This window comes from Streptomyces sp. yr375, assembly GCF_900110755.1.
GTDB lineage: Bacteria > Actinomycetota > Actinomycetes > Streptomycetales > Streptomycetaceae > Streptomyces.
Genome location: NZ_FOFF01000054.1, coordinates 39179 through 55980 on the forward strand (window position 1 = coordinate 39179; position 16802 = coordinate 55980).

Sequence of the window (16802 nt, forward strand, 5' to 3'; positions counted from 1 at the left end):
GCCCGGGCCATCCAACTGCTGCTCGGCGGCGTGATGGCGCGCGTGCACGAGGACCTGCGCTTCACCGACATCCCGAAACACGCCGAAACCCTCCAAGTGGAGACCGGCGCCGGACCGGTGAACTGCACCGTCTACCGCCCGCCCACCCCCGCCGACACCCCCACCCCAACCCCCACTCCCGCCCCCCGTCTACGTCAACTTCCATGGCGGAGGCTTCATCGTGGGCCGCCACGAGCAGGACGACCACCTGTGCCGCTACATCGCCGCCACGGCCGGCTGCGTCGTGGTCAACGTCGACTACGCCATCGCCCCGCAGCGCCCCTTCCCCGCCGCCCTCACCCAGGCCTACGTCGTCACCGCGTGGGTCGCCGAGAACGGCCCCGCCCACGACTGGGACGGCGCCCGGCTCGCCGTGGGCGGACACAGCGCCGGCGCGAACCTGACCGCCACGGTGTGCCGCACCGCCCGGGACCGCGGCACGTTCGCCCCGCGCCTGCAGATCATCGACTCCGCGCCGCTCGACATGGTCTCCGACCCCGCCACCAAGTCGTCCCCCATCGCCAAACCGCTGCTCACCCCGCACTTCATACGGGTCTTCACCGCTGCCTACGTCGCCGACCCGGCCCGGCGCGGCGACCCGCTCGTCTCACCCGGTCTGGCCGACGACCTCGCCGGCCTGCCGCCCGCCCTCGTCATCACCGCGGAGAACGACCGCCTGCGCGACGAGGGCGACGCCTACGCCAAGGCCCTGGCCGCCGCCGGCGTCCCCGTCACCCACCGCGTCTTCGCCGGCGCCGACCACTACTTCACCCACACCGGCCCGGTACCGGCCGGCAAGGAAGCCATCGAGCTGATGGCCACCACCCTGCGCACCGCACTGCACGCCTGAGCCCCGCCGCTCGGTGGCTTTCCGGCACGGTCATCCCGTGCCGGTGCCGGGCGGCAACCACTTCGCCAGGGCGTCGATGAGACGGTCGAGGGCGGGCTCGGCGGCGGACCGGTCCGTCGTGACCGTACGGCCGTCGAACCGCAGCGTGTACTGGAACATGTCCGCCGCTCCCGTGTTCCTCGTGACCGCGGGGACGTCGGCGAGCGCCGGGTCAGCGAGCAGCTTGCGCAACTCCGTGAACTGGGCCGTCGTGGTGCGGCGCACCTCGGACTCGCCCCGGTCGCTGGTACGGACGCTGCCGTCGCCCCGCAGGACCACTTCCTGGTTCACCCCGGCGAAGCCACCGCTGACGGTCATGGCCACCAACTGCTGGGAGGGGGACGGAGGCGCGGAGGAAGAGGGGGATGGGGAAGCGGAAGAGGGGGACAGGGACGCGGTTGGGGCGGGGCCAGTCGCCGTCGTGTGCCCGGTGTCCGCCGACTTCGGGGAGCTTGTGTCGCCGCCGCCCCCGGGAGAGCAGGCGGCCAGGGCCAGTGCGAGCACACCGGCCGCGCACACCATCGCCGTACTTCGACTGAGCACCCTGCACTCCTCGCGTGTCGATACCTGAAGGACCGTCACATCAGGGTGCCATGTCATGAGTTCCGCCGTGAGGTGTGTTTGTGTGTGCAGTCGTGAATCACGCCGTCGCTCCGGAGGCCCCCATGCCCGAACCGTCCGTCCTCGCCGCGCTGGTGTCCGCACTGCGCACCGGGTCGATCGACGTCGTCGACCTCACCTCGCCGTTGTCGTCGTCGACACCGGTGATCCAACTGCCGCCCGAGTTCGGCCAGACGGCGGTGTTCGAACTGGAGGAGATCAGCCGGTACGACGACCGGGGACCGGCCTGGTACTGGAACAACTTCCGCAGCGGCGAGCACACCGGCACCCACTTCGACGCCCCGAACCACTGGGTGACCGGCAAGGACCTCACCGATGTGGCGTCCGTGCCGGCGGGCCGCCTCGTCGCACCGGCGGCCGTGCTCGACTTCACCGCGGAGGTGGCGCGCGACCCGGACTTCCTCGTGGAGGTGGACCACGTCAAGGCGTGGGAGGCCGAGCACGGCCCGCTGCCCGAGGGCGGCTGGCTGCTGCTGCGCACCGGCTGGGACGCCCGCGCGCACTCCCAGGAGGCGTTCCTCAACACGGACGAGAACGGCCCGCACACCCCCGGCCTGTCAGCGGAGTGCGCCCGCTGGGTGGCTCAGGAGGCGCCGGTGATCGGCCTCGGCGTCGAGACGGTGGGCACCGACGCCGGACGCGGCCACTCGTTCGACCCGGCCTTCCCCTGCCACTCCTACCTCATGGGCAGCGACAAGTACGGCCTGACCCAGTTGCGGAACCTGGCGCAGCTCCCGCCGACCGGCTCCGTCGTCCTCGCCGGACCGCTGCCCATCGTCACGGGATCCGGCGCACCCGCGCGCGTGCTCGCGCTGGTGGAACGCTCATGAAGGTCGCGGAAGCCGTCGGACGGGCGCTCGTCGCGGCCGGGGTCGGCCAGGTCTTCGGCGTGGTCGGGTCGGGCAACTTCCATCTCACCAACGCCATGGTCGCGGCCGGGGCGCGGTTCGTCGCCGCACGTCACGAGGGCGGCGCGGCGACGATGGCGGACGCGTACGCCCGCGTGAGCGGCACCCTGGCCGCGCTCAGCGTCCACCAGGGCCCGGGTCTGACGAACGCCCTGACGGGGATCGCCGAGGCGGCCAAGAGCCGTACCCCGCTGCTCGTGCTGGCGGCCGAGGTGACCGAGCCGCGCTCCAACTTCCACATCGACCAGGACGCGCTGGCCCGGGCGGTGGACGCGGTCCCGATGCGCGTCATCTCGGCCGAGGACGCGGTGGAACAGGCCCTGGCCGCGGCCGGGCGAGCCGTACGCGACAGACGCACCGTCCTGCTCAACCTCCCTTTGCCGGTACAGGAGTTGGAGGTCCTGGATGCGGAGGTACCCGACAGCCTCCGGGTGCCGGCCGCCGAGCCGCCCCCACGGACGCCGGTCGACCCGGTCGACCCGGTCGACCCGGTCGAGCCGACCGAAGTCGACGTCGCGGCCCTGGCCCATGTCCTCGAACAGGCCCGGCGGCCGGTCTTCGTGGCCGGCCGGGGAGCCCGCTCGCCCGGTGCCGGGGACGCCCTGGAGGCTCTCGCCGACCACTGCGGCGCCCTGCTGGCGACGTCGGCCGTGGCACGCGGCCTCTTCCACGGCAACCCGTGGTCGCTCGACGTGTCCGGCGGTTTCGCCTCGCCCCTGGCGGCCGAACTGATCGCGGGCGCGGACACGCTCGTGGGCTGGGGCTGCGCCCTGAACATGTGGACGATGCGGCACGGCACCCTGATCGGCGCCGGGACGACCGTCGTACAGGTCGACGACGACCCGGCGGCGCTCGGAGCACACCGGAAGGTGCACCTCGGGGTCACCGGCGACGTGGCACGCACCGCGCGGCGCGTGCTGGAGACACTGGAGGCGGGCGGCGAGAAACGGCAGGGCTGCCGCACCGCCGACACCGCCGCCGCCCTCACCGCCCGCGTGCGGTGGCGGGACGTGCCGTACGACGACATGAGCGGCAAGCGCGTGAACGGCAAAGGCGCGACCGGCGAGGACATGGGCGGCGAGGCCCGGATCGATCCGCGCACGCTGACCATCGCCCTCGACGACCTCCTTCCCCCGGAGCGGGTCATCGGTGTGGACTCCGGCAACTTCATGGGCTACCCGAGCATGTACCTGTCGGTGCCGGACGAGAACGGCCTTTGCTTCACCCAGGCCTTCCAGTCGATCGGGCTGGGGCTCGCGACCGCGATCGGCGCGGCCCTGGCCCGCCCCGACCGGCTCCCCGTGGCCGCCCTCGGCGACGGCGGCGCGCTGATGGGCGCCGCGGAACTCGACACGGTTCGCCGGCTCGGGCTGCCGATGCTGGTCGTCGTCTACAACGACGCCGCCTACGGAGCGGAGGTGCACCACTTCGGACCCGACGGACACCCCCTCGACACGGTCGAGTTCCCGGACACCGACATCGCCGCCGTGGCCCGCGGGTACGGCTTCGAGGCGGTGACCGTGCGCACCCCGGCGGACCTGCGGCCCGTCGAGGACTGGATCGCCGGACCACGGTCCACGCCGCTGCTCATCGACGCGAAGGTGGTCAAGGACCGCGGGTCGTGGTGGCTGGAGGAGGCGTTCCGCGGCCACTGACCCTGTCGGCGGCGACCCCGACTCCCGTTCGTGTCAGAAGCGTTGACCGAGCCTCTGGAAACGTTTTAACGTCACCTCACTCGACCATCGAGGGGAGGAGACTCCGTGGCGACGCTGCTGCGCGAGAACCCCGGTAAGACGGAAGAGAGCGACCGGTCCCGCCGTCCGCTGCGGCGCCGAAGGGACCGAAAACGTTTCCAGAGACGCCGCGGCCGGACCCTGTTCCTGCTCATGCTGCCGGGGCTCGCCTACTTCCTCGTGTTCCACTACGGAGCCCTCGCCGGGAACGTCATCGCCTTCAAGGAGTACGTGCCGTTCGACGGCCTCTGGGGCAGCCCCTGGGCCGGACTCGGCAACTTCCAACGGATGTTCCAGGACGGCGAGTTCTGGGACGCGGTCCTCAACACGCTCTGGATCGCGGTCCTCCAGATCGTGTTCTACTTCCCCGTCCCGCTCGCCCTCGCCCTGCTCCTGCACAGCCTCACCTGGAGCACCGTCCGCCGCTTCGTGCAGTCGGTGGCCTATCTCCCGCACTTCATCTCGTGGGTGATCGTCGTCGCCCTGTTCCAGCAGGTCCTGGGCGACACCGGCATGGTGAACGGCTACCTCGGCGACGCGGGCCTGCACACCGTCGACATCATCGGCAACCCCGACGCCTTCCGCCCGCTCGTCGTCGCGCAGGTGATCTGGAAGGACGCCGGCTGGGGCACGATCATCTTCCTCGCCGCACTCTCCCAGGTCGACGAACAGCAGTACGAGGCCGCCGCGATCGACGGCGCCGGACCCTGGCGGCGGTTCTGGCACATCACCCTGCCCGCCATCCGGGCCGTGATCGTGCTGCTGCTCATCATGCGGCTCGGCGACGTCCTCTCCGTCGGCTTCGAGCAGATGCTGCTCCAGCGCGACGCCGTCGGCCCGCAGGCCGCCGAGGTCATCGACACCTTCGTCTACTACCGGGGCATCGTCGGCGGCGACTACGGATTCGCCGCAGCAGCGGGCCTGTTCAAGGGCCTGGTCGGCGCGCTGCTCGTGTACGCGGCCAACAAGGTCGCCCACCGCCTCGGCGAACAGGGGGTCTACAGGTGAGCGGCACCCGAGGCGGCGGCGCCCCCGTCCGGCCCGGCTGGCTGGAGCGACCGAGGCCCCTCACCCAGGCCGCGAAGGCCGTCGCCCTCGCCACCGTCGTCCTGCTGGTCTGCGTGCCTTTCCTCGTCATCCTCTCGACCTCGCTCGCCGCCCCGCGCGAGGTCGTGGCGAACGGCGGCTGGGTGCTGTGGCCGCGGCACCCCACCCTCCAGGCGTACCGGGACATCCTCGACGGCGGCATCGTCACCCACGCCCTCGCCGTCAGCGCCGGAGTCACCCTCGTCGGCACCGCGCTCAGCCTCGCCTGCACGGTCACCCTCGGCTACGCGCTGTCGCGCCCCGGCGTGTTCGGAGGCCGCCTGGTGCTGCTGCTGATCCTGTTCACCTTCCTCTTCCCGCCGGGCATGATCCCGGGCTTCCTGCTTGTCAAGGAGCTTGACCTGCTGGGCAGTTACGGCTCGCTGATCCTCCCGGTGGTGGTCAACGTCTTCAACCTGGTCGTCCTGCGCGGCTTCTTCCAGGGCATCCCCGAGGAGCTGTACGAGGCGGCCCGGCTCGACGGCGCAGGCGACTGGCGCGTGCTGTGGTCCGTCGTACTGCCGCTGTCGAAGGCGGCGCTCGCCGTGGTCGGACTGTTCTACGCGGTGGCCTACTGGAACTCCTGGTTCTACGCCTCGCTCTACCTCGAGAGCGACCGCTGGCCGCTGCAACAGGTGCTGCGCACCTACGTCGTGGCCGGTTCCGGGCTCACCGACACCACCACCGGCGAGGCCGCCGTCAACGCGCCGCAGACCATCCAGATGGCCGTCCTGGTGATCGCCACCGTGCCGATCCTGCTCGTCTACCCCTTCCTCCAGAAGTACTTCACCAAGGGCGTGCTCACCGGCGCCGTCAAGAGCTGACCCACCACCCCTCGCACCACATCAGTACGTCAGACTCCAAGAGCCGCACGCGGAAAGGTCGTTCGCCATGCCCGGCATGTCCCGACGCACGCTGCTGCGATCCGCGGCCGTAGGTGGCGCCGCCGTCGCCGCCCCCGGTCTGCTCACCGCCTGCTCCACGGGCTCGGACGACGGAGACGTCTCCAACGCGGGCAAGGAACTCGCCCCCTGGCCCGCCCACGCCGCCCCCGCCGGACCCCGCCCCGACCTCGCCCCCACCGACGCGGGCGTCCAGGCAGGCTTCACCTCCTACCCCTCCGACCTGGTCACCTCGGCCGCCCGCACCCCCGGCGACGGCTCCACCGTGAAGGTCCTCACCGTCACCTTCGGCACCCCGCCCAAGCCGGCCGCGCAGAACCGGTACTGGCGGGCCGTCGAGAAGGCCCTCGGCGTGACGATCGAGTTCACGGTGGTCCCGCAGGCCGACTACCAGAAGAAGATGGCCACCGTGATGGCCGGCGACCCCGAGTCGCTGCCCGACGTCATCAACGTCTTCGGCGGGTTCACCCTGCCCCGCGAGGCCCAGTTCGTGCAGCGCAGAGCCGAGGACCTCACCCCCCACCTCTCCGGCGCGGCGGTCAGGGACTACCCCAACCTGGCCGGCATCCCCACCCACGCCTGGCACGACATGGGCCGCATCGGCGGACGGCTCTACGGCGTCCCGCTCGAACGCCCGCTGCCCGGCTCCACCCTCTGGCTCAACCAGGGCCTGTTCACCGACGCCGGCATGCAGGCCGGCTGGACCTCCACCGACTTCACCGCCGTGGCCCGCAGCGCCACCCACGGCAAGCGGTACGCGCTCGGCGCCTCCGTCGGCTCCCTCTTCGGCAACGCCGTCCACGCCGCCGCCCACCACGCCCCGAACACCTGGGCAATCGACAGGAACGGCACCTTCCACGCCCACTACACCGACGACCGCTACAGGGCCGCCGTCGCCTTCCAGGCCCGCCTGCGCAAGAACGGCTCCTACCACCCCGACGCCACCGCCATGTCGCAGGCGGACCTCGGCACCCTCTTCCTCAACGGCACCGTCGCCTCCCTCCAGGACGGCTTCGGCGCGTACCAGACCCGCTACCCCGACGCCGAGGGCCTGCTGACCCCGGCGCCGGCCCTGCCGTACAGCGTCGACGGCGCCCCCGGCGGCATCGTCGCCGCCCGCCGCTCCTTCGGCTACACGATCCTGAAGAAGGCCGGCCAGGAACGTATCCGGATGCTGCTGCGCCTCCTCGACCACCTCGCCGCCCCCTTCGGCAGCAGGGAGTGGGAACTCCTCCACCACGGCCTGGAAGGCGTCCACTTCACCCGCGGCACGGACGGCTCCCCGCGGCCTACCAAGCTCGGCGAGGTGGAGAACGTCTCCAACCTGCCGTTCCGCTACCTGGCCGAGGGACCCCAGGTGCTGTACCTGCCGGGGCGGCCCGACGCCGTACGGGCCCTGCACACCTGGCAGCGGGCGGTCGTCCCGGTCGCGATCCGCAACGCCTCCTTCGGCCTGAAGTCCCGCACCGAGACCTCCCAGGGCGCCACCCTCAAGGCCCTGATGGACGACACGATCACCGCCGTCGTCGCCGGCCGCGCCCCCATGGCGCAGTACGACGAGGCGGTCCGCACCTGGCGGTCCCGGGGCGGCGACAGAATGGCCGGGGAGTACGCCGAGGAGTACGACGCCACCACCTGAGCCGACGGCAGAGGCGGCGGCGGACGTGGACTCGGGCACGGCGAGAGGAACGGGGAGCGACATGGCGGCACAGGGGCGGGTGACCATCCGTGAGGTGGCCGAGCGGGCGGGCGTGTCCGTGGCCACGGTCTCGCGCGTCCTCAGCGGCAACTACCCGGTACCGCCCGCCACCCGCACCCGGGTCCTGCGCGCCGCCCGCGCCCTCGACTACGTCGCCAACGCCCACGCCCGCGCCCTGGTCGGCGGCGGCCGCAAGACGGTCGCCGTCGTCGTACGCCAGGTCACCAGCCCGTTCTACGCCCAGGTCGCCGAGGGCGTCGAGGCCGAGGCCGCCGCCCACGGCCGGCTCTGCCTGGTCGGTACCACCGGTGGGGACCCGCAGCGCGAGCTGGCGTTCGTGCAGCTCATGCGGGAGGAGGGGGCCCGGCTGGTGATCCTGGTCGGCGGGGTCGTCGAGGACGACGCCTACCGCGAGCGCGTCGCCCACTACGCCCAGGCCCTGGACGCCGCCGGCGCCCGCCTCGTGCTGTGCGGACGGCCCGCCCCCGACCCTCGAATCCCCGCGCTGGTCGTCGAGTTCGACAACGAGGCCGGGGCCCGCGCCCTCACCGCGCACCTGCTCTCGGCCGGCCACCGCAGGATCGTCTTCCTCGGCGGACTGCCCGGCAACACCGCCCTGGACGCCCGCGTCCGCGGCTACCGCGCCGCCCTCGCCGCACACGGCCTGCCGCCGGCCGCCGCACACGTCGTCGACTGCGGCCTCGGGCGGACCGCCGGACTGCGCGCGATGTCCGAACTCCTCAAGGAGCGACCCGAGTTCACGGCCGTCTTCGCCGGTGACGACATGGTCGCGGCCGGCGTCCTGCGCGCCGTCGCCGAGGCCGGACTGCGCGTCCCCGACGACATCTCCGTCGTCGGCTACAACGACATACCGCTCGCCGAGGACTTCCACCCGCCCCTCACCACCGTCCGCACACCCGCCGAGGAACTCGGCCGCGCCGCCGTCCGCATCGCTTTGCGCGACCCCGAACACGCCGCAGGCGCCCACCACTTGCTCGGCACCCACATCGTCGTACGCGACAGCGTCGCCGCGCCCCCACCCGGGCGCGCGCACTGACCCACGGAGGTACCGCCCCCGTATGACCGCGCCGCACCCGTCGGCCGCCGCCGGCCAACTCCCGCCCCCCGACCACGACTTGTCCCCCCGGACCGGCTACACCCGGGCCCACTGGGAAGCCGCCGCCGACCGGCTGCTCGCCGCACTCCAGCCGTACGCCACCCCGGGTCTCGCCCAGTACCGGCTGCCCGGCCGCACCGGTCACTCCGGGGCCTGGTCGGACGGGCTGGAGGGATACGCCCGTTCGTTCCTGCTGGCCGCCTTCCGCATCGCGGGCTCCGCCGGAACCGTCGGCCCCGCGCTGATCGAGCGCTACGCCGCCGGGCTCGCCGCCGGAGTCGACCCCCGCCATCCGGAGCACTGGCCGCCCCTCACGGACCGCTCCCAGCCCATGGTCGAGGCGGCCTCGCTCGCCCTCGCCCTGCACGAGACCCGCTCCTGGATCTGGGAACAACTCAGCGACCGAACACGGGAGTTGACGGTCGACTGGCTTGGCGGCTTCGTCGGCGCCACCGTCAACGACTCCAACTGGCGGCTGTTCCAGGTCGTCGTCGAGGAGTTCCTCGCCTCTGTCGGCGCTCCGCATGAGCGCGCCGAGATCGACGCGGGACTGGACCGCCTCGACGACTGGTACCGGGGCGGCGGCTGGTACACCGACGGCGACGGCCGGAAGTTCGACTACTACAACGCCTGGGCCCTGCACCTCTACCCCGCCCTGTGGGCCCGCGTCGCCGGGCCCCGCGCGGACCCGGCCCGGGTCGCCGTCCACCGCGCCCGGCTGCGCGAATTCCTGTGCGTCCACCAGTACTTCTTCGGATCCGACGGCGCCCCCGTCCACCAGGGCCGCTCCCTCACCTACCGCTACGCCACCGCGGCCCCGCTGTGGGCGGGCGTCCTCGCCGACGCCACCCCGCTGTCACCCGGCCGCACCCGCCGCCTCGCCTCGGGTGCCCTCAAACACTTCACCGACCGCCAAGTGCCGGACGAGCAAGGATTGTTGAGCCTCGGCTGGTACCGGACCCACCTTCCCGTCACCCAGCCGTACTCGGGACCGGCCTCCCCGTACTGGGCGAGCAAGGCCTTCCTCGGTCTGCTTCTGCCCGCCGACCACCCCGTGTGGACGGCATCGGAGGAGGCGAGCCCCGTCGACACCGCCGACCGGCACCTGACCCTGCCCGCGCCCGGCTGGCTGCTGCACTCCACGGCCGCCGACGGGATCGTCCGCCTGGTCAACCACGGCTCCGACCGGCTCCCGCCGCCGCCCGCCCCGTCCGACGACAGCCCGCACTACACGGCCTTCGCCTACTCCTCCGCGACCGCCCCCGAGACCCCGCCCCCCGGCGAACCGCCCGGGACCGCACCCGACAACCGCATCGCCCTCCTGACCCCCACCGGCCCGTCCCGCCGCGGCCGTATCCACCCGCTGTACACGGACGGCCGACGCGCGGCGTCCTGGCACACGCCGCTCGGCCCGGACGGCGACGACGGCGCGCGCATCACCACGGTGAGCGTGGTGCACGGCCCCTGGGAGATCCGGGTGCACCGCGTCGAGTCCCCGGCCGGCACCCCCGTCCGCGAGGGCGGCTGGGCGGTGGCCGGCGACGACGCCCCGCCCACCGCGCGGACGGGCGGAGCCTGGGCGCAGGCCCGCCGCGCCGACGGCCTGACCTCGGCCCTCGTCGGCCTGCTCGGCTGGGACGACGCCACCGCCGAAGTCGCCCGGGCCCGCGGCCACAACGCCTACGGCGACCACTCCGCCGTCCCCCTCCTCACAACACCGCACCCGGGCGGAACCCTGCTCGTGGCAACGCTGGTGATCCTCACCGCCGACCCCCTCATCGCGGCGGACACCCGGACGGGAGCCCGCGCGGTCCCGGTCACGGACGGCCGCCTGGAGCTCCGCTTCCCGGACGGCACGACCGAGACCGTCACCCCGCCGCCCGGTCCGGCGTGACCGGCGGCGGCGCTTGCGGTCGGCCCGGGGGAGCGGGCAGGGTCTGGTGCCGTGGCCACCTTGCTGATCGTCCATCACACCCCCTCGCCCAACTGCCAGGCGCTCTTCGAAGCGGTCGTCTCGGGCGCGACGGCACCCGAGATCGAGGGCGTCCGCGTCGAGCGGCGGGCGGCCCTCGCCGCGACCGCCTCCGACGTCCTGGCCGCCGACGCCTGCCTGCTGGGCACCCCGGCCAACCTCGGTTACATGTCGGGCGCGCTCAAGCACTTCTTCGACCTGGTCTACTACCCCTGCCTCGACACCACCCGCGGCCGGCCCTTCGGCTACTACGTGCACGGCGGCAACGACGTCACCGGCGCGGTACGCGGCATCGAGGCCATCACCACGGGCCTCGGCTGGCGACGCGCCGCCGAGCCGGTCACCGTCAAGGGGGAACCGGGCAAGGCGGACCTGGCGGCCTGCTGGGAACTGGGCGCGACGCTCGCGGCCGGCCTGATGGACTGACCGGACCTGATCTGACCTGCCCTGATCTGACCGGGTCGGTTCAGTTCCACAGCGGGTACGACACGACCCGCGCGAACTGCCGGGGCCGGTCCCCGGGGTAGGTCAGGGTGATCCGGCTGTAGTGCTGCATCCGCGGGTTCTTCTTCCAGGGCCGCGGCCGGTCCAGCTTCACGACGACGGCGTACCGGTGGAAGGTGCCCACCGCGCAGTACGGGTCACAGTCGTTGACGGCGTTGCCCCCCGTGGCGTGCGCCGAGTCCGCGCCCCAACTGTCCCAGTGCAGCGAGACTAGACGGCTGTTGCCGTCGCCGCACGCCAGGACGAAGTCGCCGGGCCGCACCTGGGCGTGCCAGAAGCAGTCGACCAGGACGGGCGCCGTGGCCCGCCGCACCGCGGCCTCGCGCGCTGTGGGCGGCGCGGCGGCCGGCGCGGCCGAGGCCGAGCCGAGGGTCGCCGTGAGGCCCAGCGCCGCACAGAGCATCACCGCAGTTCGCGTCGTGTGTCGCATGTCCGCTCCCGCCCGCCCGAACCGGGACCCGCCGATGCCGCGCCCCGCTGAGGTTCCCTCCGACGCTACGACGACGAGCCGAACGGGACCACTCGGACACACCATGCCCCCGGCAGCGGCGGCACACGCCTGCGTGAGAGGCGGCGCCCGCACGCATCAGAGATGGCTTACGCAAGCGGCCGAAAACGTGCGACCGGCCGTCCGAATCGGTCCGAATCCCCAGTTGGGCATGGTCATTTCAAGCCGATGTCTTGGCATTCCCATGACAAAGCTGTGCACGCGGTGCCAGTCTGCTGCCGAAGTTCACCGTTCCTTCACACCCGCATCATGCGGGGCACCCCTCACCCACCCCACCTCCTGCCACCCGCCTGCCGTGCAGCGCCCCGGACCGGCCCCGACCACGCCGGTCCGCCCCCACCTCGGCCGCCATCCCGGGCCGACCGTGCACACAAGGAGAACCCGTTGCCCCGTCGACACCGTCCCACCCTCCGGCGCAGACGCTCCACCGCCCTCGCGTTGACCACCGTCGGGACCCTGCTGGCACTGGGTGCCCCCGCGGGCCTCGCCGGCGCGGCCCCCGCCGACCCGGCCCCGTCCAAGATCACCGCCACGCCTCGCGCCGGAGCGGCTACGGCGGCCCTGTCGCCCGCCGGCCGCGCCGCGCTGATCAAGAGCGCGCAGACCACGGCCGCCACCACGGCCCAGCGGCTCGCCCTCGGCGCGCAGGAGAAGCTCGTCGTGAAGGACGTCGTCAAGGACGCCGACGGCACCGTCCACACCCGCTACGAGCGCACCTACGCCGGGCTGCCCGTCCTCGGCGGCGACCTGGTCGTGCACGTCAAGAGCGGCCGCACCACCGTGACGAAGGCCAGCGCGGCGACCCTCACGGTGCCGTCGCTCACCCCGAAGCTCTCCGCGTCCGCCGCCACCGGCAAGGCCCTCACCGCCTCGAAGAACGCCGCGGTCAAGGGCTCCGAGACCGGCAGCGCGCCCCGGCTGGTCGTCTGGGCCGGCAGCGGAAAGCCCGTGCTGGCCTGGGAGACCGTCGTCGAGGGCGTCCAGCGGGACGGCACGCCCAGCAGGCTCCAGGTCGTCACCGACGCGACCACCGGCAAGCAGCTCCTCGCCGCCGAGCAGGTGGAGACCGGCACCGGCACCGGCCAGTACAGCGGCCCCGTCTCCCTCGGCACCACCCGGTCGGGATCGACGTACCAGCTCACCGACGGCGACCGGGCCGGACACAAGACGTACGACCTGAACCAGGGCACCTCGGGCACCGGCACCCTCTTCACGGACGACAACGATGTCTGGGGTGACGGCACCGCCGCCAACCGCCAGACCGCCGGTGTCGACGTGGCCTTCGGCGCCGCCGCCACGTGGGACTACTACAAGGACGTGTACGGCCGCAACGGCATCCGCAACGACGGCGTCGCCGCCTACAGCCGCGCCCACTACGGCAGCAGCTACGTCAACGCCTTCTGGGACGACAGTTGCTTCTGCATGACCTACGGCGACGGCTCGGGCAACACCCACCCGCTGACCGCCCTCGACGTGGCCGCCCATGAGATGAGCCACGGCGTCACCGCCGCCACCGCCGACCTGAACTACTCGGGCGAGTCCGGCGGCCTCAACGAGGCGACCTCCGACATCTTCGCCGCCGCCGTCGAGTTCCACTCGAACCTCGCCAACGACCCCGGCGACTACCTCGTCGGCGAGAAGATCGACATCAACGGCGACGGCACCCCGCTGCGCTACATGGACAAGCCCTCCAAGGACGGCGACTCCCGCGACAACTGGAGCTCCACCCTCGGCAGCGTCGACGTCCACTACTCCTCGGGCCCGGCGAACCACTTCTTCTACCTGCTGTCCGAGGGCAGCGGCGCGAAGACCGTCAACGGCGTCGCCTACGACAGCCCGACCTACGACGGCCAGGCCGTCACCGGCATCGGCATCGACAACGCCGCCGCCATCTGGTACCGGGCGCTGACGACGTACATGACGTCGACGACCGACTACGCGGGCGCCCGCACCGCCACCCTCCAGGCCGCCGGCGACCTGTTCGGCGCCTACAGCCCCACCTACCTCGCCGTCGCCAACGCGTGGGCCGGCATCAACGTCGGCAGCCGCATCGCCCTCGGCGTCAACGTCGCCCCGATCGCCGACCAGATCAGCGGCGTCGGCCAGGCCGTCAACCTCCAGGTGGACGCCTACACCACCAACTCCGGGGCCGGCCTGACCTACGAGGCGACCGGGCTGCCCGCCGGACTGAGCATGAGCCCGAGCGGCCTGATCACCGGCACGCCGACCACCATCGGCAGCGGCGACGTCACCGTCAAGGTCACCGACAGCACCGGCGCGTCCGTCACGGACACCTTCACCTGGCGGATCGCGTACATCTACGCCAGCACCACCCGCGTCGACATACCGGACAACGGCGCGGCCGTGGAGTCCCCGGTCACCATCGCGGGCCGCGACGGCAACGCCTCCGCCACCACCTCGGTGTACGTCAACATCGTGCACACCTACCGCGGTGACCTGACCGTCGACCTCGTCGGCCCCAACGGCACCGTCTACTCCCTGCTCAACCTGAGCGGCGGCTCCGCCGACAACGTCGACCAGACGTTCACGGTCAACGCCTCCGCCCAGCCCGTCAACGGCACCTGGAAACTGCGCGTCCAGGACCACGCGTCGATCGACGTGGGCTACATCCAGCGCTGGCAGCTCACTCCCTGACCGGATCCCGCCCCACACCGCCGCCCGGGCCCTTCGAGACCCGGGCGGCGGTGTGTCACGCTCTGGACCTGGTCGAGAGCCCCGCAACCCGGCGGCCATCGCCCGCCTCCGCGCGTATCTGCGGACGGTGGACCGGGCCCGCTGAGGCCGGCGGCGGGTCTCACGTGCGCCGGGGCGCGGGGACGACTCCGCCCGCGAGTTGCGCCAACGGCGTGCCGCACGCCCACAGGCGAAGCCGGGGGCCGTCGATCAGATACGTGCGGCCCTCGCGCGAGGCCCACACCTCGTCGCGGTGCGTGAACGTGCCCCGGTGCACGACCAGCCGCAGCGGGGGACCGGTCCGGCCCCGCGCCCGCGTCCGGGCCCGGCAGGAACAGGCCGACTCCTCGTCCGGCAGCGGCTCGGCCACCGGCCGGAAGGCCACGTCCAGCAGCAGCCCCCGGCCGTCACGGGCGGCGAGATGAAGGGTGTCGTGGCGCGGGGGCGGCAGCACCCGCCAGCCGTCCCGCCGGAGCATCCGGGCCACGGCGACCATCAGCGCGGGCATGTCCAACTCGGCCAGTTCCTCGGCGGTGTAGTACCCACCGCGCCGCCGGGCCGGCCGCCGCGACCGCCGCCGTACGACGACGGCGACCACCGCGAGCGGCACCAGGAGCAGCGCGCAGGCCGGACCGCCGAACGCGCGCGTGACCAGCACGAGTCCCGCGACCGCGGCGCACGCGGCGGCGAGCAGCGCCATGAGGACCGGCAGCACCTCGCGCAACCGCGGCCCGTAGCGCCCCGCCGCCCGCAACTCCCGCACGGTCCGCCGACGCCGGGCACGCACCGACTCACCGGCCGGCCCCCGCTCCCGCCCACGTGCCATCAGGGTCGGCCCCCCAGCCCTCGCACAACGACGTGTAAGGGGTGGATACCCGCCGGGTTGGGACCTGCCCCCGGACACCGCGTTTCCGCCACGGTCTTGGCCGAAGAACGCCCACGGAGGCGGCAGTGCGTCGGCGCCGGGCCGTTGTCAGTGGTGGGTGACAAGCTGCTGGTCATGGACGAGGTTGAGTTCTTGCGGGGCCGGGTCTACGGCGCCGACCACGAAGACGCCGGCCCCCGCCCCGACCGCGTGTACGCACACCTGGTGGGCGGCCCGCTGGACGGGCTGCTGCTCGACGTCACGGACCGGTCCGACCACGAGCTGCGCGAGGTCGCGCTGACCACGGAGATCGGCCGCTACGGCCCCGGCGGCCGGGCCCTGTACGGGCGGCGCGGCCCCGATGCCAGCAGGCTCGACTGGCGGGGGGACACCCCGGGCACGCCCTGACCTCGGCGGGGTCGTAGGCGGAACGGTGTCTTCCGTCGCGGACGGGTGATCAAATGTGCGAATGTTCACAGGATCGTCACCCGTCACCCGGCCGGCGACCACCGCGCCGGCGGTCCGTCACGGCTGGCACAAAATGCTCATCGGGCTCTTCCTGCTGGGCCGCGCGACCCGCATCCCGGCCGCGATGGACGGCATGGTGGGGGCGACCCCGTCGGGCTGGTGGAACGCGCTGTGGGAGGTGCTCGCCCTGGTGCTGGCCGCGTTCGCGGTGAGCGAGTGGGAGATCCTCAGTGCGACGTCCTGGCGCATGCCCGTGTCGCAGTGGATCTGCATGGTCGTCTTCCACATCGGACTCACCGGGTTCCTGATCTCCCTCGTGTTCCAACTCCTCCAGCCACTCGAACTGCTCCAACTGCTCTAGTCCCGGCCCGCCGTGACGGCGGGTCAGTTGGTTCGATCGCACGAACATCACACGAACATGGCTTCGATGGGTTACTTCTGTCACCTGACACTGATAGGAAACATTCCTGTCAGTTGCAGTGTGGAGTCACCCCACCCCCACTCCTCATCAGGAGCCACTGTGGTGCACATACCCGGGCCGTTCGACGGCCCCACCCTCACCCCCGTCTCCACCCCCGTCTCCACCCCCGTCTCCCGTCGCTTCTTCCTCGCCGTCACCGGCGTCCTGACGGCCGCCCCGCTGCTCGACGCCCACCCGGCGATCGCGGAGACTGGGCTCATGACGTCCACAGGCCTCGACGACCCGGCGAAGAAGGAGATCGCCATGAAACTGGTGTCGAGCGCGGAGAACTCCTCGCTCGACTGGAAGGCGCAGTACCAGTACATCGAGGACATCG

At 72.5% G+C, this 16802-nt stretch carries 14 protein-coding genes and 2 pseudogenes; 13 read left to right on the forward strand and 3 right to left on the reverse strand.

Going from position 1 to position 16802, the window contains the following annotated elements:
- Positions 1–33: 33 nt before the first annotated feature.
- A pseudogene (locus BMZ82_RS34025) lies at positions 34–889 on the forward strand (alpha/beta hydrolase).
- A gap of 30 nt (positions 890–919) precedes the next feature.
- Here the strand turns inward: BMZ82_RS34025 and BMZ82_RS42285 are convergent.
- The gene (locus BMZ82_RS42285; protein ID WP_256252261.1) at positions 920–1246 is read right to left on the reverse strand and encodes a protealysin inhibitor emfourin; all 327 of its coding nucleotides are present in this window, start codon (positions 1244–1246) and stop codon (positions 920–922) included.
- A gap of 347 nt (positions 1247–1593) precedes the next feature.
- Here BMZ82_RS42285 and BMZ82_RS34035 point away from each other — a divergent pair, with 347 nt between their 5' ends.
- The 8 genes from BMZ82_RS34035 (at position 1594) to BMZ82_RS34070 (ending at position 11392) form a co-directional block, all read left to right on the forward strand.
- The gene (locus BMZ82_RS34035) at positions 1594–2379 is read left to right on the forward strand and encodes a cyclase family protein (RefSeq protein WP_093781265.1); all 786 of its coding nucleotides are present in this window, start codon (positions 1594–1596) and stop codon (positions 2377–2379) included.
- Positions 2376–4112: a thiamine pyrophosphate-binding protein gene (locus BMZ82_RS34040; RefSeq protein WP_093781266.1), complete on the forward strand. Its 1737-nt coding sequence runs from the start codon at positions 2376–2378 to the stop codon at positions 4110–4112. The genes BMZ82_RS34035 and BMZ82_RS34040 overlap by 4 nt, the downstream gene beginning before the upstream one ends.
- Positions 4113–4343: 231 nt before the next feature.
- Positions 4344–5198 carry an ABC transporter permease gene (locus BMZ82_RS34045; protein WP_093781278.1) on the forward strand — a complete coding sequence of 285 codons (855 nt, stop codon included), beginning with the start codon at positions 4344–4346 and terminating at the stop codon, positions 5196–5198.
- Positions 5195–6100 carry a carbohydrate ABC transporter permease gene (locus BMZ82_RS34050; protein ID WP_093781267.1) on the forward strand — a complete coding sequence of 302 codons (906 nt, stop codon included), beginning with the start codon at positions 5195–5197 and terminating at the stop codon, positions 6098–6100. The genes BMZ82_RS34045 and BMZ82_RS34050 overlap by 4 nt, the downstream gene beginning before the upstream one ends.
- A 67-nt stretch (positions 6101–6167) precedes the next feature.
- On the forward strand, positions 6168–7817 hold the full coding sequence (locus BMZ82_RS34055) for an extracellular solute-binding protein (RefSeq protein ID WP_093781268.1): 1650 nt from the start codon (positions 6168–6170) through the stop codon (positions 7815–7817).
- A gap of 61 nt (positions 7818–7878) precedes the next feature.
- Entirely contained in the window at positions 7879–8934 is a 1056-nt protein-coding gene (locus tag BMZ82_RS34060; protein WP_093781269.1) for a LacI family DNA-binding transcriptional regulator, read from the forward strand.
- A gap of 22 nt (positions 8935–8956) precedes the next feature.
- Positions 8957–10888, forward strand: coding sequence for a DUF2264 domain-containing protein (locus BMZ82_RS34065; protein WP_093781270.1), 1932 nt, complete (start codon positions 8957–8959; stop codon positions 10886–10888).
- Between the two features lie 51 nt (positions 10889–10939).
- Positions 10940–11392 carry a flavodoxin family protein gene (locus tag BMZ82_RS34070; protein ID WP_093781271.1) on the forward strand — a complete coding sequence of 151 codons (453 nt, stop codon included), beginning with the start codon at positions 10940–10942 and terminating at the stop codon, positions 11390–11392.
- A gap of 40 nt (positions 11393–11432) precedes the next feature.
- Here the strand turns inward: BMZ82_RS34070 and BMZ82_RS34075 are convergent, their stop codons facing one another.
- Positions 11433–11900, reverse strand: a complete 468-nt coding sequence (locus BMZ82_RS34075; protein ID WP_093781272.1) for a hypothetical protein — start codon at positions 11898–11900, stop codon at positions 11433–11435.
- Between the two features lie 462 nt (positions 11901–12362).
- Here BMZ82_RS34075 and BMZ82_RS34080 point away from each other — a divergent pair, with 462 nt between their 5' ends.
- Positions 12363–14633 carry a M4 family metallopeptidase gene (locus tag BMZ82_RS34080; protein ID WP_093781273.1) on the forward strand — a complete coding sequence of 757 codons (2271 nt, stop codon included), beginning with the start codon at positions 12363–12365 and terminating at the stop codon, positions 14631–14633.
- A gap of 160 nt (positions 14634–14793) precedes the next feature.
- Here BMZ82_RS34080 and BMZ82_RS34085 read toward each other — a convergent pair whose 3' ends face one another.
- Positions 14794–15498 carry a hypothetical protein gene (locus BMZ82_RS34085; protein ID WP_256252262.1) on the reverse strand — a complete coding sequence of 235 codons (705 nt, stop codon included), beginning with the start codon at positions 15496–15498 and terminating at the stop codon, positions 14794–14796.
- A gap of 174 nt (positions 15499–15672) precedes the next feature.
- Between BMZ82_RS34085 and BMZ82_RS34090 the strand changes: the two genes are divergently transcribed.
- The 3 genes and pseudogenes from BMZ82_RS34090 to BMZ82_RS34100 form a co-directional block, all read left to right on the forward strand.
- A complete protein-coding gene (locus BMZ82_RS34090; RefSeq protein ID WP_093781279.1) occupies positions 15673–15945 on the forward strand; it encodes a hypothetical protein in 273 nt (90 codons plus the stop codon).
- A 61-nt stretch (positions 15946–16006) separates the two neighbouring features.
- Positions 16007–16366: a hypothetical protein gene (locus tag BMZ82_RS34095; RefSeq protein WP_093781275.1), complete on the forward strand. Its 360-nt coding sequence runs from the start codon at positions 16007–16009 to the stop codon at positions 16364–16366.
- 159 nt (positions 16367–16525) lie between these two features.
- Positions 16526–16802: pseudogene (locus tag BMZ82_RS34100) on the forward strand (chitosanase); the annotation flags it as partial.

What these genes read in the sequence shown, in the direction of transcription:
- BMZ82_RS34095 (WP_093781275.1), top strand. Translation starts at nt 16,007, where the DNA reads ATGTTCACAGGATCGTCACCCGTCACCCGGCCGGCGACCACCGCGCCG.
- BMZ82_RS34045 (WP_093781278.1), top strand. Translation starts at nt 4,344, where the DNA reads ATGCTGCCGGGGCTCGCCTACTTCCTCGTGTTCCACTACGGAGCCCTC.
- BMZ82_RS34090 (WP_093781279.1), top strand. Translation starts at nt 15,673, where the DNA reads ATGGACGAGGTTGAGTTCTTGCGGGGCCGGGTCTACGGCGCCGACCAC.
- BMZ82_RS34075 (WP_093781272.1), bottom strand. Translation starts at nt 11,900, where the DNA reads ATGCGACACACGACGCGAACTGCGGTGATGCTCTGTGCGGCGCTGGGC.
- BMZ82_RS42285 (WP_256252261.1), bottom strand. Translation starts at nt 1,246, where the DNA reads ATGACCGTCAGCGGTGGCTTCGCCGGGGTGAACCAGGAAGTGGTCCTG.
- BMZ82_RS34055 (WP_093781268.1), top strand. Translation starts at nt 6,168, where the DNA reads ATGCCCGGCATGTCCCGACGCACGCTGCTGCGATCCGCGGCCGTAGGT.
- BMZ82_RS34085 (WP_256252262.1), bottom strand. Translation starts at nt 15,498, where the DNA reads ATGGCACGTGGGCGGGAGCGGGGGCCGGCCGGTGAGTCGGTGCGTGCC.
- BMZ82_RS34040 (WP_093781266.1), top strand. Translation starts at nt 2,376, where the DNA reads ATGAAGGTCGCGGAAGCCGTCGGACGGGCGCTCGTCGCGGCCGGGGTC.
- BMZ82_RS34065 (WP_093781270.1), top strand. Translation starts at nt 8,957, where the DNA reads ATGACCGCGCCGCACCCGTCGGCCGCCGCCGGCCAACTCCCGCCCCCC.
- BMZ82_RS34060 (WP_093781269.1), top strand. Translation starts at nt 7,879, where the DNA reads ATGGCGGCACAGGGGCGGGTGACCATCCGTGAGGTGGCCGAGCGGGCG.
- BMZ82_RS34035 (WP_093781265.1), top strand. Translation starts at nt 1,594, where the DNA reads ATGCCCGAACCGTCCGTCCTCGCCGCGCTGGTGTCCGCACTGCGCACC.